This is a genomic window from Luminiphilus syltensis NOR5-1B (assembly GCF_000158175.1).
Lineage (GTDB): Bacteria > Pseudomonadota > Gammaproteobacteria > Pseudomonadales > Halieaceae > Luminiphilus > Luminiphilus syltensis.
Window position 1 is genome coordinate 1,211,004 of the sequence record NZ_DS999411.1, and the last position, 21,336, is coordinate 1,232,339.

The window sequence follows — 21,336 nt, forward strand, 5'->3', positions numbered from 1 at the left end:
GGATAAGCGAATCAACATTCGGATATCGAATAGAGACCTCATTGCGGCACCCTCTCAATCCACATATACTTCCACATATATGTGGATTGAGGTGGCTTATGGGACAAGTGACTATTTATCTCGACGACGAGACCGAGCAGAGGATGGCTGATACGGCCAGTATTCAGAATCTTTCCAAGAGTAAGTGGGTCGCCGGCGTCATCAGGGAAAAATTGCAGGCCGACTGGCCGAAATCCGTGCGCGAGGCGGCCGGTAGTTGGACTGACTTTCCACCACTGGATTCTTTGAGAAGCGGTGGTGTTGACGACGCGGCACGGGAGGATCTGTGAGGTGGGCGCTCGATACCAATACCCTGATTGACTTTTTCAAAGGGGAGGGGCGTGTGGCCGAAGAGCTTCTGTCTCGATCTCCGGGCGACATGGGTATTCCCGCGATAGCGCTGTTTGAGCTTCAGGTCGGAATTGCCAAATCGTCGTCGCCACAAAAGCGCTCACAACAATTGAGAGAGCTACTCGATGTGGTGGATGTTATTGAGTTTGATGACCGGGCGGCTCAGGCCGCAGCTAGCGTCCGTGCGATGCTTGAAAACCGGGGCACGCCGATTGGGCCCTACGATTTACTGATAGCGGGTTCAGTGTTGGCTCGCGGCATGACGCTGGTCTCGCGCAATACCGGAGAGTTCAGTCGTGTAGAGGGGCTACGTTTGGAGAACTGGTATTAGGCCTCTCGCTGTAAATGTTCCCTGGCGGCGATAACTCTTGTTATTGCCATCTTTCCAATGAGCAGTCACTACGCACTATCCAAAACGAGGTCTAGGCCTGATGGCCCCTGCCGCCTCAAGGAATCGCCTGGCCTGCTGGCGATACATACGAATTGCGCCGCAACCGCTTTTGTGAAAATAAATGGACGCTAATTGAATATAGTTCCTGGCTTCATTCGCCGGCATGTCGACCATCGACCTAATTTTTTAAAAATAATCGATAACATTGGTTGGTTGTTCTTCGACCGAGCCTTGCGCATGGGTGTTGGCGTCGTTGTGGGCGTCTGGGTCGCGCGCTATCTTGGGCCCGAGAGGTTCGGTTTGTTGAGCTTTGCAATTGCTTTTGTGGGAATATTTAGTGCGTTTGCAGGGCTTGGTTTAAAGGATATTGTCGTACGCGATATTGTGCGCGACCCTGAATGTAAAGAAGAAATCCTGAGCACTGCGGCGTTACTGCAGCTCCTTGGCGGATTATTGGCCTACGGTATTGTCCTTGCAGCAGTTTTTTGGCTGCGTCCCGATGACGCGTTGGCTAGGGTGCTGGTCGCCATTCTCGGCACCACGACGCTGTTCGGGGCAGCCCAAGTGGTCGCCTACTGGTTTGAATCGCAGGTCCTTTCGAAATATACGGTTTGGGTAGGAAATGCCACCTTTTTGGTGTTCGCTGCCATCAAGGTCGCATTGATCCTAAACAACGCGCCTCTTGTCGAATTTGCTTGGGCAGCCGCAGCTGAGGCGATGCTCGCAGCAGTACTGCTTATTGTGATGTTTCGCGTACGTGGGCCGAAACTGCATCAATTGTCGGCGTCGTATACACGGGCAAAAGCGCTGCTGAAAGACAGCTGGCCTCTCCTGATGTCAGGCATGGCGATTATGATTTACCTGAAAATCGACCAGATCATGCTTGGCCAAATGGTTAGTGACGAGTCGGTAGGCATTTACAGCGCGGCAACGCGTATTAGCGAAATTTGGTACTTCATTCCGATGGCGATCGCGGCTTCAGTATTCCCGTCGCTACTCGAAACAAAAAAACGCAGCGAGACTCAGTATTACAGACGTTTGCAACATCTTTTTGATCTGATGGTTTGGATGGCGATCGCGATTGCAGTGCCGATGACATTTTTATCGTCTCCGCTTGTAGTGCTGATTTTCGGCGAAGCTTTCGCCGATTCCGGCATAGTGTTAGCAATCCATATTTGGGCTGCGGTCTTCGTTTTTCTGGGCGTAGCTAGCGGCAAATGGTTTCTAGCAGAAAACCGCCAGATGCTGAACATGCAACGCTCTGCATTAGGAGCGATAGCGAACGTAATACTGAACCTTTGGTTGATACCAGACTACGGGGCTGTGGGTGCCGCACTTGCCACAGTTATCTCATATGCGATCGCAGCATTTTTTGCAGACTTGCTACAGAAGGACACAAGAACGATGTTCCTGATGAAAGTGAGTGCACTGAATCCGCTGGGCGTTTTCGGAAGATATTTATAATCAGAAAGTTACTGTCCATCTGGGTCAAAAATCTCCTAAGGCGAGGCAGAGACAGTCTGACTTGGGATCCTTGGTCAAGTCGTTATTGGTCTTTAAGTGGCGAAGACACTGCCCTGGCCCGCATTTTCAGGGAAAAGAAGAGCGGTTTCTACGTTGACGTTGGGGCTCATCATCCTAAGCGGTTTTCAAATACGTACCGTTTCTATCGTATAGGATGGTACGGCATCAATGTAGACGCTATGCCCGGAAGTATGGCGCTTTTCAACAAATGGCGGCCGAGAGATATAAACCTTGAGTTGGGTGTTGCACAGGATGAGGGCGCGTTTGAATTTACGATCTACAATGAGCCTGCCGTAAATACTCTCTCAGATGAGTGTGTACTGGCTCGAAAATCCTCGACGTTCCCTTATCGTATCAAGGACGTCATCGAGATCGAGGCTAAACCCCTTTCTTGGATCCTAGATCGTTATGCTCTTGATCGCAAAATTGACTTCTTGAGTGTCGACGTAGAAGGGTATGACCTGGATGTTCTCAAATCGAATGATTGGCAAAGGTATCGCCCGTCGATTGTTCTTGTTGAAATCCTGCATGTCTCGCTCGAGGGTGTCTTTGAAAATCCTGTCGTTAAGTTTATGAGAGAACAAGGATACGGGCTGCTCACGAAGATTGACCACACCGCATTTTTTGAGGATCTATTGGTGGAGAAAAAGAGTGCTCGCGGTAAAAGCAACACGAATTGACTTTTCGCTTCGCAAACACGCCAGTCTCAAAAAACGGACGTTCGAGGTTCGCAAGTTTTGACAGAGAAGATTTGGAACACATAGAAAATGAAGAAACTCGCCAAGCGATTGCTAACGTTTTTGGGACTTCAAGTTTTGGTTCAGCGCTTGTATACGGTAATAGTACATACGGCATCGCTACCCAAGTGGCGCTCACTTGGAAAACGCGAAAGAGTTTGCATAGAGCTTGGCTCTGGGGCCAAGAAGGGAGCGAGCGGGTGGGTTACAGTTGACCTGCGCGGTGCTGACATCTCGCATGATTTGCGCAAAGGGCTCCCTTTGCCGTCTCAGAGCGTTGATAGAATTTACACATCGCACATGCTCGAACATATACCTTATAAGGGTCTGATAATATTTATTAACGAATGTTTTCGAGTTCTGAAAGAAAATGGAGAGCTGTCCGTGTGCGTTCCAGACGCGAGTCTATATATCTCAGCATATATTCAAGGTAACCGATTTCGACGGATAGAAGAGGGCTACAAGGAAGCAATCGTAGATACTGGATCACTGCTGGATCAACTGAATTATATTGCGTATATGGATGAGCAACATAAGTATATGTTTGATAGAGAAAATCTTGTCAATACTTTAAGAATGGCTCCCTTTCGCAGTGTTTCTTTGCGAGAGTTTGACGGTGATTTAGATCATCCATCACGTGATTTTGAGTCGATTTATGCAATAGCCATCAAATAGCTGGCGCTTGACTAGGCATGCACACAGTAGTTCAAGTTTTTCCAACGCCGTTTCAAGCCCTCCAAAATGAAGTCGGTGTGAGCAGTTCCTAAGCGACAGTCTTGGTGGTGCCGCCTGATGACGTCTTGACCAGTGCTCAATGAAGTCCGCGCCTAACTTTACGCGCCGCACCTTACCGGTGTGCCAGTTGATTGAATCAATGAAGATAGAATCAGGAGCTGATCCGAAGGTTTCATATTTTGGAGATTGTGTTGAACGCACCTCCGAATGCCTCCTTTTGCTAACGCTCCGCACAAAATCCGGTTCAGAACCAGTTTGCTGTGAGGGGCCATTTAAAAAGCAAGTGGTGTGATTTGTGTGATTTCCATCATCAACGATTGGTTGGTGATTCGGCACAGGAATAAGTTGGCTAGGTTCCAAAGCTAGTTTTTTTAAGATGCGCGGTATGGTGCTGGGGACTATTGGCGATTTAATGCTGACATGGTCTATTTGAGACCGGTTGGCCACTTTACAACGAGCAGATAGGCGGGCAATAAAATTTTTCGTAACGCCATAGAGGTGAGTGAAGGATGAAAGCATTAGTATTAGGGGGAGATGGTTTCTGTGGCTGGCCTACAGTGCTGCGGCTTGCCAATAATGGAATGGAAGTCTGTTTGGTCGACAACTTGTCTCGCAGAGCAATTGATAATGAACTTGGCACCGCGAGCCTTACCCCTATCAAAAGCATTCAGGAGCGCGTGAAGGTTGCAAGCAAACTTTTTGCTCCAATTACATTTGTCCGTCTTGACGTTGCGAAAGACTACGCCGGACTGGAGAAACTGATCAGGGATTTCGGACCGGACGCGATTGTCCAGTTCGCTGAGCAGCGTGCGGCACCATACTCGATGATTGGTGATGAGCAGAGGCGGTACACGGTCGACAATAACGTCACTGGCACTCACAACATCTGTAGTGCGATCGTTAACGCAAATAGAGACATTCACCTTGTTCATCTCGGTACTATGGGAGTGTATGGGTATACCAAGGCATTTGGGCCTATTCCTGAGGGGTACCTTGATGTAACTATCAACTCGACCGGGAGCGACGCATCAATACTGTATCCTGCCAATCCAGGTAGTGTTTACCACATGACGAAGTGCCTGGATCAGCTGCTCTTCCAGTTTTACAATAAGAATTGGGGATTGCGGGTCACTGACTTACATCAAGGCATTGTGTGGGGGGTTGATACCGTTGAAACCAAGCTGGACGCTTCGCTCGTCAATCGTTTTGATTACGACGGCGTTTACGGCACGGTGCTCAACCGATTTATTTCTCAGGCTGCAAACGGCGTACCACTGACGATCTATGGGACTGGGGGGCAGACAAGAGCTTTTATAAATATTAACGATACGGCAGAGTGTGTGAAACTCGCAATTGAAAACTCTGATTTTGAACCAGACCGGGTGAGAATATTCAATCAGGTAGCAGAAACGAAGCGGCTATCTGATCTCGCGGAGATCATTTCCAATCAGTATGGCGCAGAGATCTCTTATATAGAGAATCCGAGAAAAGAGCTCGCCGAGAACGACCTAGAGGTCTCAAACGAGGGCCTTGTGTCACTAGGTTTCAGCCCCATTCTTCTTGATGAAACGCTAGTAGACGATGTTCATACCATAGCAGCTTTTTGTAAGGGGTCCTTCGACAGGGGTGCCGTCCTTAACTCGCCAAAGTGGTAATAGTGTAATTTGTGGGGTTTGAGTGGCCCTGGCGAAGGCACAGTCGGCATTCTCCACGAGCACAAACTGCCACTTAGATAAGGGTGATCGTGTACGTTGTAAAAAATCCTGTTCTTCTGAGAATCTTTAATCGGCCGGAGAAGGTCGCTGTGGTCATGGAGGTTCTAAGGAAAGTCCGGCCAAGAGAGTTGTACTTGGTTGGCGATGGGCCTAGGCCCGACCGCGGCGAGGCAGAACGCGCTTTAGTGAATCAGGCTCGTACCGTTGCTACCGATGTAGATTGGGACTGTGAAATACACGTAAAGTTCTACGAGGATAATGTCGGAGGACCTACGGCCGGTTTTGAAGGCATATCTTGGTTCTTTTGTAATGTAGATAAGGGGATTGTTCTGGAAGACGACAACGTCCCGACCCTATCTTTCTTCAGATTCTGTGATGAGCTACTTGAGCTCTATCGAGAGGATGAAAGGGTTGGTTGTATCACTGGGAACAATTTCCAGAGCAGAAAGATAGGAGGCGCGTCCCACTACTTCTCGAAGTACAGTCATTGCTGGGGCTGGGCGTCATGGAGTAACTCGTGGGCAGGTTGCACGTTAGAGCCGGAATTTTGGCGAGAGCTAAAGCGATCTAGACAATGGATGGAGTGGTTGCCTGATAGCGTTGAAAGAAGCTATTGGGATGGCATTTTCGATGCACTGAGTTCCGGTTCGAAAGTTCATTGGGATTATGCATGGATGCTGTGGCTATGGAAACGGGGCGCCCTCATAGCCACTCCGAACTCGAATTTGGTTACCAATATCGGATTCGATGAGTCGGCACAAAATACAACTAACCCTGGACATCCACTGGCAAATTTGCCGGTACAGAGTCTTGATGAAGTCATCTATCCTGCGGAGGTTGTTCTTGATCAAGAAGCAGATCGCAGTGCGTTTGATTTTGTATTTGGTGGACGATGGTATCGCTTTCCGTTGTCGTGGCTAAGGTGGCCTCGACGAGCTACTTCATATCTTCTCAGGAGATTTTTGTGGAAGATGACCTAGATCGGTGGGTTTCGGTAGATGACCTTGAGCAAATGTCTTCAGGTGAGCGCTCATGGCATGCGCAAATATTCGAAAGTTACGACGGATATCCTAGTCTTGAGCGGTTGTGGAAGGTTATGGATGAGCTGTGGCGGGAGCTGAATTGTGTCCTGCTGGTACCCGATGACAGGTTATCAGAGCTATTGCGTGCCTTATGTGGAAAGTGAATAAGCGGTCTTGTTGAGGATGATTATTCCGAGTAGAAAATTCACCGACAAGTATCTTGGAGACTGCTTTGAGTAGATCAAAATACACCAAGGAAGAGCGCAAACTGCTCGATGCGGCAGTATCTGGTGAGTTCGAGTCGACGCTGAATTATGAACGACGGGTAATGCTGCTAGCGAGCGCAGATGAAACTTATAAGCTAGATAAGAGAATCAAAATCCGTATCCCTAGTAGAGCTTTGGAAGCTATTCAGTCATCGGCCAGTTTATGGGTGAGGTTGGAAATGTGGCCTATGCAAAGTGCGTGAATACTGTCTTTTTTAAGGAGTTTGATTCTTAGTGAAAAACTATAATTCGCGCACTCGATCGCTTGTCACAGGCGGCACCGGCTTCCTTGGTTCGCATCTTTGCGAGCGCTTGCTCGCTGATGGTCACGATGTTATTTGCTTGGACAACTTCTTTACTGGGACCAGAGATAATATTTCGCACCTACTCGGTAATGATCATTTCGAGCTAATGCGCCATGACGTGACGTTCCCGCTCTATGTAGAGGTGGACGAAATCTACAATTTGGCTTGCCCAGCCTCGCCTGTTCATTATCAGCATGACCCGGTGCAAACTACTAAGACCAGTGTGCATGGTGCGATAAATATGCTGGGTTTGGCCAAGCGTACGGGCGCTCGAATCTTTCAAGCCTCGACCAGTGAGGTTTATGGCGACCCTGAAGTTCATCCACAGCCTGAAAGCTACTGGGGTAAAGTTAATCCCGTTGGCCCGCGCTCTTGCTACGACGAGGGGAAGCGTTGTGCAGAGACGTTATTTTTCGACTACCGTCGCCAACACAATTTAAACATTAAGGTCGCGCGAATCTTTAATACCTACGGGCCACGTATGCATCCCAACGACGGTCGTGTTGTTTCCAATTTCATTGTCCAAGCGTTGAAGGGCGAGCCGATTACCCTTTACGGCGACGGCACTCAGACGCGCTCTTTCTGTTATGTGGATGATTTAATTGAGGGTTTTGTGCGTCTGATGAGGATGCCGGGAGATTTCACTGGCCCAGTGAATCTCGGAAATCCTGGTGAATTCACGATGATTGAACTTGCCGAGAGGGTAAAAGACCTGACTGGCTCGCAATCAGAATTGACCTATGAACCTCTACCCACCGACGACCCAAAACAGCGTCAACCTGACATTCAATTAGCCAATGCGGCGATGGGGTGGGAGCCAACGGTAGGCCTCATAGAAGGTCTGGAGCACACCATCGCGTACTTTGAGCAGCTTCTAGCGCGCTGATCGTTGTCAGTTTATGTCCGCTGATGCATAACGAGATTTATCAAAATTGGAAATGAAGAACGTTTCAGTAGACACTACTGCGGTCAATGACTCGCGGTTGCAGACAGCAGTGCTCTTTCTTGTTTTTAACCGGCCAGATACGACGGCGAAGGTGTTTGAGGCCATCCGGAAGGCTAGACCACCACGTCTTTATGTCGCGGCTGACGGTCCCAGGGCAAGTCGCTCCGGTGAGTGGGAAATAGTTGCCGAGGTTCGCGCTATTGCCACAGCAGTTGATTGGGATTGCGAAGTAAAAACGTTGTTTCGAGAGAGGAACCTAGGCTGCAAAAATGCCGTCAGCAGCGCCATCACATGGTTTTTCGAGCACGAAGAGCAAGGAGTCATTTTGGAGGACGATTGCTTGCCGCACCCCGATTTTTTTATGTTTTGTGAGACGCTACTAAAACGTTATGCCGGCGATACACGAATTTCTACAATTACAGGCAATAACTTCCAGAATGGTATCGCCCGAGGTGACGCTTCTTACTATTTTTCGCGCTACAGTCATATTTGGGGCTGGGCTACCTGGGAGCGAGCTTGGGGACAAGCCGATATGGATCTTGAATTTTGGCCGGTCTGGAAGAAAAGTCGTGCTTGGGCAAATTTTTGGTCAGATAAGACGGCGCGCCGATATTGGGAGAGAATTTTCGATCGCATGCGGCTAGCAGAGATCGATACTTGGGATTATCCGTGGATGGCCAGCGTCTGGTACCACGGTGGATTGACCGCGGTGCCGAATGTCAATTTGGTCAGTAATATAGGGTTCGGTCCGGACGCCACACATACCCAGAGGGATGACAGCCCACTAGCAAACTTGCAAGCCGAATCAATTGGAGATCTCCAGCACCCAATAAAAATCGAGCAGAATGAAGAGGCGGATCGCTATACTTTTGAACATTTGTTCGGAGGGGGCTTTCTCAGATTCCCCAATTCATTATTACGTTTTCCGCGTCGTGCGGTAGGCGTCACTTATCGCTTCTTGAAGCGGGCTCTGGCCTAATGCAGAGAACAGCTACTATTAAAATTAATCTTGCTTGCGGCACCACTTTTGTCATTGGTGATGGCTGGATTAACTTGGATTATAGCGCCGTGCACCCTGCTGTGAAGCGAGCTGATCTGCTGGCTCCGCTAGCGTTGCCAGACGGTGGTGCGTCGCTGGTATATTCCTCTCACTTTCTGGAGCACATTCCACGTAATCAGGTGCCCAAATTCCTTTCGGAGTGTTGGCGTGTTCTCGCGCCGGGTGGGGTGTTGCGCTTCGTGCTGCCCGACCTTGAAGATCTCTGTCGTACCTACTTGAGGTACCGTGAGTGCGGAGAGCACGCGAAGGCTGATTTTTTGGTTCTGGAGATGATTGATCAATGCGTGCGTCGTGAATCCGGCGGTGAATTGGGAAAACTGTATCGTGACTTAACGGCTGCGCGGGCTCAGAATTTGGAACTCATTTCGTTCGTGCGTGATCGTATGGGTGAGAATTTGCTAGCTGTCCGGAGTTCGCCATCGGCCGCCGCGTCTGTATCGCGCTGGGGAGCGGCGATGTCACTCCTCAGCCGTAAAATCATTAGTCGTGCCGAGCGCCTCTGGATCCGTGCTGTGATGCAGCTTCTGCCAAAAGCCTTCCGGGCACAGAATATCAGCATGGCTGCCGTCGGCGAGTGCCACCAATGGATCTGGGATCTAGAGCAGTTACGTACCGCGCTGCTAGCAGCTGGGTTTAAAGAGGTATCGCGCGTAGATGCGTCAAGCAGCTGTCTAGAGAGTTTCCCGTTCCAGCCGCTAGATCTCGACGACGATGGGCGCCCGCGCAAGGGCACTGAGTCGATGTATATCGAGGCACGCAAACCGTTCTAATTCCTCGGCCCGTCATACCAACTCGTTGCGCCGGGGGTTGGCATGATGGGCCTAGGAACCCGCCTATTGCATATGTAGACAGCCTGGCTTACCTCCCGCAGAGGAATTATGAAAGTCTTACACCTTAACTATTCGGATATTGCAGGCGGTGCAGCCCGAGCTGCCTACCGAATTCATCATGCATTGCGTGCGTCAGGAGTGGACTCGCAAATGTGTGTCAACGAAGCACTGGCGGGGGACTGGACCGTTGAGGGGCCGGTGAGCACATGTGCAAGGCTCACGGCACGTTTGCGGCCGCAATTGGCTAAGCCACTTCGGGCGACACTGCGAAGCAAAAATTCTATCATCCACTCACCTGCGTTTCTCCCTTCGAGTTGGGCCAAGCGCCTTAACAGCTCCGATGCGGATGTGATCCACTTGCACTGGGTTGCTGGCGAAATGCTCTCTATTGCCGATATTGGTCGAATCGAGAAGCCCATCGTTTGGACTTTGCATGACATGTGGGCCTTTTGTGGCGCCGAGCATTACACCGATGACGCGCGCTGGCGTGACGGCTATCGGCGCGACAATAGGCCCGCGCATGAATCCGGCTTTGACCTTAATCGCTGGACATGGCGGCGCAAGCGTAAGCATTGGGGGCGTCCGATGCACATTGTTGGCGACAGTAATTGGATAGCACGTTGCGCCTCTGAAAGTCTTCTTATGCGAGACTGGCCCTGCCAATTTATTTACTATCCATTAGATCTTGAGATCTGGACGCCCATAAAAAAAAGGGACGCACGAACTTTGCTTGGTTTGCCGCTAGAAACCCCTTTACTGGCTTTCGGTGCAATGGGAGGGCGGCGTGACCCAAGAAAGGGGTTTGATCTTTTGCTCAAGGCGCTCGGTTCCCTGCGAGGAAGAATAAATGACTTAGAATTAGTAGTCTTTGGCCAGCTCGCTCCGCAGCAGCCACTCGACTTAGGTTTCCCCACCCACTATGCCGGCCACCTGTATGACGATCTTAGCCTGCGCGCTGTATACAGTGCCGCCGACATGTTAGTTGTGCCGTCTCGAAACGAGGCATTTGGCCAAACCGCCTCTGAAGCTCACGCTTGCGGGACCCCTGTTGTTGCTTTTGACATCGGTGGTCTTCCCGATACCGTCGATCACCTACTCACGGGGTACCTCGCGAAACCATTTGATGTTTACGACCTTGCGGCCGGAATTCAATGGGTGCTGGATAGCCCACTCAAGGACGACTTGGGCAAGCTCGCACGAGCTAAGGCAGAGAAATATTTTGATCCTGCGATGGTTGCTAAGCAGTATATTGATGTGTACGAAAAAGCACTTTTAAAATAGTACTGCATCGTTCTTATTTTGATCGCGGAAAGTTAATCAGTCAATTATTTATAATGAATGTGGCGACTGGCGAGCAGACAAGTTTGACCGACATGGGCCAGCTATATTCGGATAGCTGGTCGATGGGCGAGCCGATAACTTTCACACATTGATTCGAAGGCTGACAGGACGGAAAAGTGCAGGTTCTTTTTGATCATCAGATTTTTCTCGCTCAACGGTATGGCGGAGTCTCGCGTTACTTCGCTCGGCTTTCAGAGGAGCTCCTTGGGCTGGGCGTAAACGCTGACCTAATTGCGCCGATCTACCAAAATAAATACCTGAAAAATTTACCCTCGAACCGTGTGCATGGTTTTGAGATTCCCAGGGTGCCATACAAGTGCGGCCGACTGGGTCGATTAATAAACCACTACAGCTCTTCTTGGTTAGCTAAAAACCTGAAACCCAATATAGTACACGAAACCTACTATAACTCGAGGTCGTCGATTACTGATAAAAATGCTGCTCGAGTGTTGACTGTATACGATATGATTCATGAAAAATTTAAAAAGCAATTTTCTGCAACAGATCGCACAACAAATCTCAAGAAGCTCGCAGTGGAAAGGTCCGGGCATATAATTTGTATTTCGCGGAGTACAAAAAACGATCTTTGTGAAATATTTGATATTCCTCGGGAAAAAGTCAGTGTGATTCATCTAGGAGTGGATTTTCTTGAAGGCGTGATTGATGTAGGTGACATAGTATTTGAAAAGCCCTTCGTTCTTTACGTTGGAGGCCGAGGTGGGTATAAAAATTTTGAGGGTTTTATCAGGGCATTTGCTTCGAATAAAAGCTTAAGTGATGAGTTGAGCGTCGTCGCTTTCGGTGGCGGACCAATTAAGACGAGAGAAGGTGAGCTAATTCGTTCCGTCGGCCTCGACTTGCATGACATACACCAAATCGATGGAGATGATAATACCTTAGGTGCGTTGTACAAAAAGGCAGCAGCATTTATTTACCCATCTTTATATGAAGGATTCGGACTTCCGCCCTTGGAGGCTATGGCGCAAGGATGTCCAGTTGCGACGAGCAATACGAGTTCGATGCCGGAGGTTGTAGGGCATGCGGGGGAATATTTCGAGCCAACTGATATAGAGGCTATGGCGAATGCTCTAGAAACCGTCGTTTTTGACTTCTCACGGCGAAAGCAATTAATCGATGCGGGGTACCAAAGGGCAAGGGAGTTTTCTTGGCGGAGGTGCGCCGAAGAAACCGTAGATGTGTATAACGCGGTGCTCACGGGCGCCCCGGTATGAAGACTGCACTCATTTGCGGCGTGACTGGTCAGGATGGCGCTTACCTAGCGGAGTTTCTCATTCAGAAAGGTTATGAGGTTTTCGGTACGACCCGCGATGCGCAGGGAAAGTCATTTGTCAACTTACGCCGGCTTGGTATTGAAGAAAAGGTAGCAGTTTTATCTATGGCCCCAGAGGACTTTCGAAGTGTTTTTGTAACAATAAAGAATATCCGACCGGACGAGATCTATTTTCTTTGTGGCCAGTCATCGGTGGCAATGTCATTTGAACAACCAGCAGAGACTATTCAGAGCTATACCTTGGGAACACTGAACGTTTTGGAGGCCTGTCGGATGATCGACAAGCCGATAAGGCAGTATCATGCAGGTTCGAGTGAGTGTTTCGGGAATACGGTCGGGGTTCCCGCGAATGAAAGTTTTCCTTTCAGCCCGCGAAGCCCTTACGCTGTCGCTAAGGCATCAGCTTTTTGGCTGACAGCGAATTATCGTGAAGCTTATGGTTTGTTTGCCTGTACTGGTGTGCTTTTTAATCATGAGTCTCCGTTACGGCCATATCGCTTTGTCACGCAGAAGATAATTCAAACTGCGAAGCGGATTGCCGCTGGTTCAGGAGAAGTACTTGAGCTGGGTAATTTAGAAGTTTCACGTGACTGGGGTTGGGCGCCCGACTATGTGGAAGCAATGTGGCGCATGCTTCAGCAGGATCTACCAAGGGATTTCGTTATAGCCACTGGCCAGACCTACTCGTTAGAGCAATTCGTTTCTGCGACATTCGGTCAACTTGGTCTAGACTGGCGTGATCATGTCCGCTCTAATGCAGAATTTTTTAGACCCACTGATATTTTAGTAAGCCGAGCCGACCCGTCTTTAGCGCGGATCGAAATGGGGTGGAAGGCAAAATTCGGGATGGAGGAGGTTGTTTCCAAAATGTTAGATTCTGATGACATTGTAGTCGTCTAGCCATTTCATGCGGTCTGCGGAATGCTTGGCCCGCGCTCGACTTAATTGTTTTGGATAAACTTCCTCTGTAATTCACGTTTTGTATCCTAAGCCAGGAAATCAGGCCAAAGAAATACCTCCAAACCGCCTCGCAGCTGCGACTTAACTTCGTGTTGAACTTTATTTGTCATCCAAAATCGCTCTAGATGTTGGCGATTGCAAGTTTCTGCTGCCGCATAAGAGATAAAATGTCTTGGTTAAAGCTTTATGACTAAAACAATCTCAAGTGAGCGAACGCGTAATTACCTACGGCAGATAAAAGGTGCGGTTGGGTATCGATCAGTAGCGGTGTTCGCCTCTTTCCTCGCTATTCCAATCATGATCAGTTATCTGGGCCCGGAACAGTTTGGAGTCTGGTCGACCCTGCTTACCGTCATATCGTGGGTGGTATTCTTCGACCTGGGTGTCGGAAACGGCCTGCGCAACAAGGTGGCAGAATCTCTGGCCACAAAAGAGCGAGGCGAAGCTGCTCTCTATATCGCTTCCGGCTACACTCTAATCGGCTTGATCGCTATGGCGCTGTGGCTGTCTGCCACGGTGATATCGTTTTTTATTCCATGGCAGGCTGTCTTCAATACTCAAGCGATCGCGGAAACCACCCTGCGGGCGACGGTGCAAATCGCAGTGTTCTTTATATTGCTCAACTTTTGGATAGGCCTGATTGGGGCGCTACTGGGAGCTGTGCAGAAAACCTCGGTAATCGCACTGGGCCAACTGATCTCGAACCTCGTAGTTTTGGGGCTGGTATATGTGCTCAACTTGACCACCGATGCCTCGATCAGCTATCTGGCCGTTATCCACGGCTTTTCGCTGGTTGCCGCCAACATCTCGCTGAGCCTGTGGTTCTACCACCGTTATCCAGAATTACGCCCGCGCCTTTACCTAAACAAGCAGCATACGAATCCTTTACTGCATGTTGGCCTGCAATTCTTCACCATTCAACTCGCCGTACTCGTCATTTTCACCACCGACAAGATGTTAATCACCCAGCTATTCGGTCCGCAATACGTTACTCAGTACGAAGTCGTCTTCAAGCTTTTTAGTGCAATCATCTTTTTGCACGGACTAATTTCTGGCCCGCTCTGGTCGGCTTATACCGACGCGTACCATCGTGATGATTTTCAGTGGATCGAGGGCATGTTGGGCAAACAACTGATAATCTTTGCTGGCTTCGTGATCATGGTTATCATGCTGTGCTTAACGGCAAAGCCGATAATTGCGTTGTGGATAGGCCGGGAACTGGCGGTTCCTTTACCTCTCATCCTCACGACAAGCATGTTCGTCCTGATTTTTCTCTGGAACAGCATTTTTGCCATGTTGGTAAACGGCATAGGGAAGATAAAGTTGCAATTGTATACGGCAATAGTAGCCATGTTAGTGAATATCCCGATATCCATGTTTTTGGTTAAACATCTTGACATGGGGTTGAGCGGCATCGTTCTTGGGACTATTTGCAGCCTAATATTTGCTGCTGTGGCATTGCCAATCCAGGTTTATTATCTAATCAAGTCACGCTGGAATTTCTGCTATAAGTTGGAGGGCTAAAAAGTGATAGCAAAACTTCCGCTTAGTTTTTCTTTTAAATCTGCATCAGACTTAGTGCGAGTTGGCAGAGATAATGATGGGGGTTATCTTGTGTCAAGGTCTGATATTGATAATTCAGACGTCTTGATTGGGTTAGGTATCAATGATGACTGGAGTTTTGAGGACAGTTTTAAGAAATTGAAAGACGTTGAGGTTTTTGCATATGATGCAAGCGTCAGCCAGAAATACTTTTTAAAGCAATTTATAAAATCAGTTATAAGAATCGATCGTCCAAAAATAGCATTGAAGCGGTTAAAGACACTTCTTGAGTATCGTCGATTCTTTTTCAATCCGGGTAATCATCATCTGGAAAAATTCGTTGGAGTAGAAACAGAGGAACGCGATCGTATAACTTTAAATTCGATATTTGAGGCCATGAGCTACCAAAATATTTTTTTAAAGATCGATATTGAAGGTTCCGAGTACCGCTGTTTAGATGCTCTCATTTCACTCCAAAGCCGCATAAGCGGCCTAGTAATTGAGTTCCATGATTGCGACATAAATCTTAAAAAAATAGAAAAATTCATAAGCGACATCAAACTTAAATTGATCCACATTCACGCAAACAATTTTGCACCAGTTAGATCAAGCGATGGCTTGCCATTAGTATTAGAAATAACATTTAGTAAATACTGCGGAACACGAATTGAAACAGAGTTGCCACACGAATTTGATATGGCAAACTGTAGGGAACGAGACGATATTCAGCTAATCGTAGAAAAACAATGATGCCAATTGGTGTTCTAGAGAGATTGCTAGAGACGCTTAAGGGGTCCGAAGAAGAGAGCTTCCCTTTGAGTCGATGTATTCCGATCTGAGGCTCACCCATGAGGCGCCAGTATTAGTCAGTAAGCAGTAAGTGGCGAGTTTCGCTAGGCGCATCTCTCTCAAAATATTAGAGACAGAGTAAACTATGTTTGGAGGTACTAAAAAAGCTGTAAAAAGGCTACTTAAATCGTATGGCTTTGACACCAATAGGCTTAGCCCCGCCTCTCATCCTAGCGCTCAGCTCTTAGCCGCAATGAACCAGGTGCGGATTGATACGGTCTTTGATATCGGCGTAAATATTGGTCAATTCGCTCAGGAACTTCGCTCGGTCGGTTTTTTTGGAAAAATCATCAGCTTTGATCCACTTACTACAGCCCATGCGCAACTCACCATCGCCGCGGCTCGAGACCAGGAGTGGTTGGTATATCCACGGTCGGCAGTGGGTAATGAGGATGGCGAAATCGAGATCAATATCGCGGGTAACTCAGTGTCTTCATCAGTGTAGCCCATGCTCGACGCGCATTCGCCCGCTGCTGCGTGCTCTGCTTATGTTGCATCCGAGCGAACGCCTTTAGTTCGACTCGATTCGGTTTCTGTGTAGTATTTAGATGTCAATTCCCGACCCTTTATAAAAATTGACACCCAGGGTTTTGAGTGGCAGGTGCTTAACGGCGCGGTTAACACACTTAAACAGGAGAAGGGTGTTTCGTTGGAGCTCTCGCTGGTGCCACTATACGATGGCCAGCGGCTGGCTCGAAATGATTGAGCGAATGAACCTGCAAGGATTCACGCTTTGGGCAATCCCGAAAGGCTTCACCGACCCTGCTACTGGACGCTCACTGCAGGTGGATGAGATCTTTTTGCGAAGTTGATTATTGCGGTATGAGTGCGGCAGGGCCGCGCGCAGGTGATATATTATCCATGGAAAAAATTTACGCTCGCCCTCAACCTTAAGCCAATTAATAGGGTTCACTTAGTTTGAAAAAAGCACTGATAACTGGCATCACCGGCCAAGATGGCGCCTACTTGGCTGAACTTTTGCTTGAGAAAGGGTACGAAGTACATGGCATAAAACGCCGTGCTTCGCAGTTCAACACTCAGCGGATTGATCACCTTTACCAAGATCCACATGTCGAGCATCAACGCCTAGTGCTGCACTATGGAGACCTTACCGACTCGTCAAACTTGACGCGCATTTTAAGTGAAGTTCGACCCGATGAGGTTTATAACCTTGGTGCTCAGTCGCATGTGGCGGTTTCTTTTGAGTCGCCGGAATACACCGCTGATGTTGATGCCATGGGGGCACTTCGACTGCTAGAGGCGATCCGCTTCCTCGGTTTTCAAAAGAAAACGCGTTTCTATCAGGCATCAACGTCGGAGCTTTTTGGTCTCGTCCAAGAGACGCCGCAAAAAGAAACAACGCCATTCTATCCACGCTCTCCCTATGCAGTTGCCAAGCTATATGCATATTGGATAACCGTTAACTATCGGGAGGCTTACGGCATGTACGCGTGCAACGGCATCCTGTTTAACCACGAGTCTCCTAAACGAGGTGAAACGTTTGTGACCCGAAAAATAACACGGGGATTGGCCAATGTAGCTCTGGGGCTGGAGAGTTGCTTATATATGGGCAATATGGATGCACTCCGCGATTGGGGCCATGCTAAAGATTATGTGAGGATGCAGTGGATGATGCTACAACAGGAGCGACCGGAGGATTTCGTTATAGCGACCGGTGCCCAACACTCGGTCCGTGAATTCATTATGTGGTCAGCGCGCGAATTAGGGATTGAATTGGTGTTCGAAGGGGTTGGAGTCGAGGAAGTTGCGAGGGTTTCATCAGTCACCAGCGAAGATGCGCCTGCGGTATCCGTGGGCGACATTTTGATTAGAGTGGATCCGAGATACTTTCGGCCCGCTGAGGTAGAGACGTTATTGGGCGACCCATCCAAAGCAATGAATACGCTTGGTTGGAGGCCCGAAATTACGGCGCAGGAAATGTGCGCAGAAATGATTGCTGAGGACTTGAAGATCGCGCGACGCCATGCGTTTTTGGATCAGCACGGGCATGGGATATCAGTTTCAGTAGAGAATCCTCAATAATGAAGCACCACGGCCCGACCATAATTTTCGTCGCGGGCCATACTGGTATGGTGGGCAGCGCGATTGTGCGTCAGCTTCATGGTAACCCCAACATAGAATTGGTTACCAGGGCCCGCTCTCAGCTCGACCTGACCAATCAACACCAAGTTTCACAGTTTTTCAAAGAGAAGGCGCTTGATCAGGTTTACCTCGCTGCCGCCAAGGTTGGCGGCATATACGCTAACAACACGTATCCCGGCGAATTTATTTATCAGAATCTTATGATTCAGGCAAATGTGATTCACGGCGCATTCACTGCAGGCATAAGGAAATTGCTGTTTCTAGGATCAAGTTGTATTTATCCCCGGCTCGCTGAACAGCCGATTTCCGAGGAAACCCTACTAACCGGACCGCTAGAGCCAACCAATGAGCCCTACGCCATCGCAAAAATTGCAGGAATAAAGCTATGCGAGAGCTATAACCGGCAGTACGGATCTGAACGAGGCATTGATTATCGAAGCGTGATGCCTACTAATCTTTATGGCCCTGGTGATAATTACCATCTAGAAGACAGTCATGTTATTCCAGCTTTGATTCGAAGGTTTCATGAAGCGAAAGAAAATAACACGCCGGTTGTAAAGGTCTGGGGCACTGGCAAGCCAAAGCGAGAGTTTCTGTATGTTGATGATATGGCACGAGCCTGCGTGTACATCATGAATCTCGATAAAGCCGAGTACAGTGAATATACCAAGCCAGGGTGTAGTCATGTAAACGTCGGCGCGGGTGCTGATATCGCCATTAAAGATTTGGCCGAATTGATTGCAGATGTAGTCGGATATGTGGGAGCGATAGCATTCGACTCAAGCATGCCAGACGGTAGTCCGCGCAAACTTATGAATAGTAATCGTATTTTAAACCTCGGCTGGCGATCCGAAACGAGTCTTAGAAACGGGCTGGCTAAAGCATATTCAGACTTTAAGAAGAAGAGTTGAATATCGTTCTCTTTTTTCTTAACCGTCGTATTGCGCATCGCCCCAGCTTGATAAAAATCATCGATAACATCAGCTGGCTGTTCTTCGACAAACTCCGACGTCTGGGCGTAGGAGTTTGACGGTGTTTGGATTGCTCGTTACCTTGGCCCTCAGCAAATCGGGCAATTGAACTTCGCGACTTCCTTCCTTGGCTGACTTGGCGGCATCGCCGCGTTGGGCCTGCAGGCTATCTTTATACGCGATATTGTGCGTGATCCCAATTGTATGGGCGAAACATTGGGTACATAAGCGGTACTGCAACTCATAGGGGGCTTAGTGGTCTATTTGTTGTGCCTAGTTGGCACCGCATACCTCAAGCCGGATGATACCATCTCGTATTATTGTGCGCCGTCAAAGCAAGACTGACCAATAGGCCTGATTCACCAAGAGAGGCTTCTGCTACTTTTAAACTGATGCAGAGGCGTCTCATTATGAGCGTGTCCAACACTGAGAAGACGGTTAAGGATATCCGTCGCAAGTTCTCCACTGAGGAAAAGGTCCGCATTGTTCTGGATGGCCTGCGGGGCGAGAGTTAGATCCGTGAACTGTGCCGCAAGGAAGGCATTAACCCCAGCCTTTACTACTGCTGGAGCAAGGACTTCCGTGAAGCCGGCATGATGCGGCTGGACGGAGATACGTCTCGTGAAGCTAATACGTATGAAGTCCAAGCGCCAGAACAAGAATCCAAAGCATGCGGTGGCTGAGCTGTAGTAGTTCCACCGCTGGTATCGGTCCTATGAGCAGGGTGGTCTGGAGGGCCTTGAGAATCAAAGCCGGGCGGTACGCCAGCATTGGAATCGTATCCCTGATTCGGTCCGGGAACTGATTGTGGACGTCGCGCTTGAGCCTCCTGACCTGACACCCCGGGAACTGGCCTGGCACATCACCGACACCCATGACTACTTTGTCTCGGAATTCAATGTCTATCGGGTTCTCAAGGGCCATGATCTAATCACCCGCCCCAAGTTTGTCGTGGTGAACGCCTCGGACAAGTTCCAGAACGCAACATGCAGGATCAATTAGCTGTGGCAAACCGACTTCACCTATTTCCGGGTAGTAGGCTGGGGTTGGTACTCCCTGCCCACGGCGTTAGCTGCTTACTCCCGCTACATCATCAGCTGGCGGCTGACGACCACGGTGGCAACTGCAGATGCAACAGACACGCTGGAGGACGCCCCCTTTCCGAGGCGAGAGCCGAGCACAAGCCACACCTGTTATCGGATAACGGACCCTGCTACATCAGCGGTGAGCTTAAATCCTGGTTGCAGCACTTGGATAAGGAACACACCCGAGGAGCGCCTGATCACACGATGAAGCAGGGCAAGATCGGGCGTTATCACCGCTCAATGAAGAATGTAGTGAAGCTAGAGCATTACTACTTCCCATGGGAATTGGAAAAGGCCATTGCCGCGTGGGTGGATGATTACAACTACGAGTCCGCTGGACAATGACACACCAGCCAACATGTTTGAAGGCCGGCGCAACGAAATTCTGGATCAACGGGCGCTGGTTAAGGCCAGGACTATGACAAAGCGGAAAAAACACAACCTGCAATTAGCAGGCTAGACTGGAGAAGCAACTGGCAGAAAAGTGTCTCTTAGAAAACGGCCCGATTGGTACCAGATCCCTTGCAGACATACAGACTGAATCGGTATGCGAGGGTCTTTTAATGCGGGATTGGCCAGTAACGTGCATTCATTGTACTTTAGTACCTTAAAGTATCGCGACCGCTAGACTACGGATTTACACGAAATTTGTTAGGGCTGCCTAGTGACGTCCCGTTGCTTGCGTTCGGTGCAATTGGTGGCGGGGAAGATGTAAGAAAGGGTTTAGATTTGCTTGATGAGGCGCTTAGCTATCTCCGCGAAGAGTCCCGAACTAGAAATATGCTGTTGGTCATATTCTTGCAGCACGCGCCCCAATCACAATTAGATCTAGGTTTTCCGATTCATTACACTGGACATCTACAAGATGGCCTTAGCCTGTGCGCACTATAGCGCTAGCGAGGTCAAAGTGGTGTCTTCACGCCAAGAAGCCTTCGGGCAAACCGCGCGAGAAGCCCATGCGTGCGGCACGCCAGTTGTTGCGTTTAATATAGGCGGACTACCCGGCACCATTGACCACAAACGTACGGGGTATCTGGCGACCCATTTGATACTGAGGATCTAGCTCAAGGCATTGCATGGGTTTTGGACGAGCGAAGCACTAACAGACTGAGAAGCCAAGCTCGCCAACAGGCAGAGCGAAAATTCGCTTGTTCAGATATTGAAGCGCATTACGCGGCGATGTATGCCGGTGCGTTGGCTTAATCGTCCTAGTGAGCTATTTCTCGCAGCGTATTAAAACTGCATCGAAATGGTTACCGGAGCGACGGTATTC

Annotated in this window: 19 protein-coding genes and 1 pseudogene; all 20 read left to right on the top strand. The window is 49.1% G+C overall.

The window, feature by feature from the left end; genetic code table 11:
* Nucleotides 1-98: 98 nt before the first annotated feature.
* The 20 genes and pseudogenes from NOR51B_RS05465 (at nt 99) to NOR51B_RS15910 (ending at nt 21,126) form a co-directional block, all read left to right on the top strand.
* The gene (locus NOR51B_RS05465) at nt 99-329 is read left to right on the top strand and encodes a hypothetical protein (protein WP_009020291.1); all 231 of its coding nucleotides are present in this window, start codon (nt 99-101) and stop codon (nt 327-329) included.
* Nucleotides 326-721, top strand: a complete 396-nt coding sequence (locus tag NOR51B_RS05470) for a type II toxin-antitoxin system VapC family toxin (RefSeq protein ID WP_009019088.1) — start codon at nt 326-328, stop codon at nt 719-721. The genes NOR51B_RS05465 and NOR51B_RS05470 overlap by 4 nt, the downstream gene beginning before the upstream one ends.
* A 192-nt stretch (nt 722-913) precedes the next feature.
* Nucleotides 914-2,245 carry a flippase gene (locus NOR51B_RS05475; protein WP_009019570.1) on the top strand — a complete coding sequence of 444 codons (1,332 nt, stop codon included), beginning with the start codon at nt 914-916 and terminating at the stop codon, nt 2,243-2,245.
* A gap of 122 nt (nt 2,246-2,367) precedes the next feature.
* On the top strand, nt 2,368-2,985 hold the full coding sequence (locus NOR51B_RS05480; protein ID WP_268257909.1) for an FkbM family methyltransferase: 618 nt from the start codon (nt 2,368-2,370) through the stop codon (nt 2,983-2,985).
* Nucleotides 2,986-3,072: 87 nt separating this feature from the next.
* Nucleotides 3,073-3,717: a class I SAM-dependent methyltransferase gene (locus NOR51B_RS14865; RefSeq protein WP_050759416.1), complete on the top strand. Its 645-nt coding sequence runs from the start codon at nt 3,073-3,075 to the stop codon at nt 3,715-3,717.
* A gap of 569 nt (nt 3,718-4,286) precedes the next feature.
* Nucleotides 4,287-5,432, top strand: coding sequence for an NAD-dependent epimerase/dehydratase family protein (locus tag NOR51B_RS05490; RefSeq protein ID WP_009020229.1), 1,146 nt, complete (start codon nt 4,287-4,289; stop codon nt 5,430-5,432).
* Between the two features lie 1,582 nt (nt 5,433-7,014).
* Nucleotides 7,015-7,971: a UDP-glucuronic acid decarboxylase family protein gene (locus NOR51B_RS05510; protein WP_040481826.1), complete on the top strand. Its 957-nt coding sequence runs from the start codon at nt 7,015-7,017 to the stop codon at nt 7,969-7,971.
* A gap of 52 nt (nt 7,972-8,023) precedes the next feature.
* Nucleotides 8,024-9,010: a hypothetical protein gene (locus NOR51B_RS05515; RefSeq protein WP_009020630.1), complete on the top strand. Its 987-nt coding sequence runs from the start codon at nt 8,024-8,026 to the stop codon at nt 9,008-9,010.
* On the top strand, nt 9,010-9,861 hold the full coding sequence (locus tag NOR51B_RS05520) for a class I SAM-dependent methyltransferase (RefSeq protein WP_009019025.1): 852 nt from the start codon (nt 9,010-9,012) through the stop codon (nt 9,859-9,861). The genes NOR51B_RS05515 and NOR51B_RS05520 overlap by 1 nt, the downstream gene beginning before the upstream one ends.
* Nucleotides 9,862-9,969: 108 nt before the next feature.
* Nucleotides 9,970-11,202, top strand: a complete 1,233-nt coding sequence (locus tag NOR51B_RS05525; protein ID WP_009021369.1) for a glycosyltransferase family 4 protein — start codon at nt 9,970-9,972, stop codon at nt 11,200-11,202.
* A 176-nt stretch (nt 11,203-11,378) separates the two neighbouring features.
* A complete protein-coding gene (locus NOR51B_RS05530) occupies nt 11,379-12,494 on the top strand; it encodes a glycosyltransferase family 4 protein (protein WP_009019942.1) in 1,116 nt (371 codons plus the stop codon).
* Nucleotides 12,491-13,453, top strand: a complete 963-nt coding sequence (locus NOR51B_RS05535) for a GDP-mannose 4,6-dehydratase (RefSeq protein WP_009019372.1) — start codon at nt 12,491-12,493, stop codon at nt 13,451-13,453. Before NOR51B_RS05530 ends, NOR51B_RS05535 begins: the two co-directional genes overlap by 4 nt.
* Before the next feature lie 246 nt (nt 13,454-13,699).
* Nucleotides 13,700-15,037: a lipopolysaccharide biosynthesis protein gene (locus NOR51B_RS05540; RefSeq protein ID WP_040481827.1), complete on the top strand. Its 1,338-nt coding sequence runs from the start codon at nt 13,700-13,702 to the stop codon at nt 15,035-15,037.
* A 3-nt stretch (nt 15,038-15,040) separates the two neighbouring features.
* Nucleotides 15,041-15,805: an FkbM family methyltransferase gene (locus tag NOR51B_RS05545; RefSeq protein WP_154647607.1), complete on the top strand. Its 765-nt coding sequence runs from the start codon at nt 15,041-15,043 to the stop codon at nt 15,803-15,805.
* Nucleotides 15,806-15,989: 184 nt separating this feature from the next.
* Nucleotides 15,990-16,349 (top strand): class I SAM-dependent methyltransferase, encoded by a 360-nt coding sequence (locus NOR51B_RS15655; RefSeq protein WP_230198411.1) that lies wholly within the window; start codon nt 15,990-15,992, stop codon nt 16,347-16,349.
* Between the two features lie 129 nt (nt 16,350-16,478).
* Complete coding sequence (locus NOR51B_RS15905; protein WP_407635212.1) at nt 16,479-16,610, top strand: hypothetical protein; 132 nt, start codon at nt 16,479-16,481, stop codon at nt 16,608-16,610.
* A gap of 212 nt (nt 16,611-16,822) precedes the next feature.
* A complete protein-coding gene (gene gmd, locus NOR51B_RS05555; RefSeq protein ID WP_040481829.1) occupies nt 16,823-17,947 on the top strand; it encodes a GDP-mannose 4,6-dehydratase in 1,125 nt (374 codons plus the stop codon).
* A complete protein-coding gene (locus tag NOR51B_RS05560; protein WP_040481830.1) occupies nt 17,947-18,918 on the top strand; it encodes a GDP-L-fucose synthase family protein in 972 nt (323 codons plus the stop codon). Before gmd ends, NOR51B_RS05560 begins: the two co-directional genes overlap by 1 nt.
* Nucleotides 18,919-19,370: 452 nt before the next feature.
* Nucleotides 19,371-20,523, top strand: a pseudogene (locus NOR51B_RS15160) (DDE-type integrase/transposase/recombinase).
* Nucleotides 20,524-20,928: 405 nt separating this feature from the next.
* Nucleotides 20,929-21,126, top strand: a complete 198-nt coding sequence (locus tag NOR51B_RS15910) for a glycosyltransferase (RefSeq protein ID WP_081443896.1) — start codon at nt 20,929-20,931, stop codon at nt 21,124-21,126.
* Nucleotides 21,127-21,336: the final 210 nt, after the last annotated feature.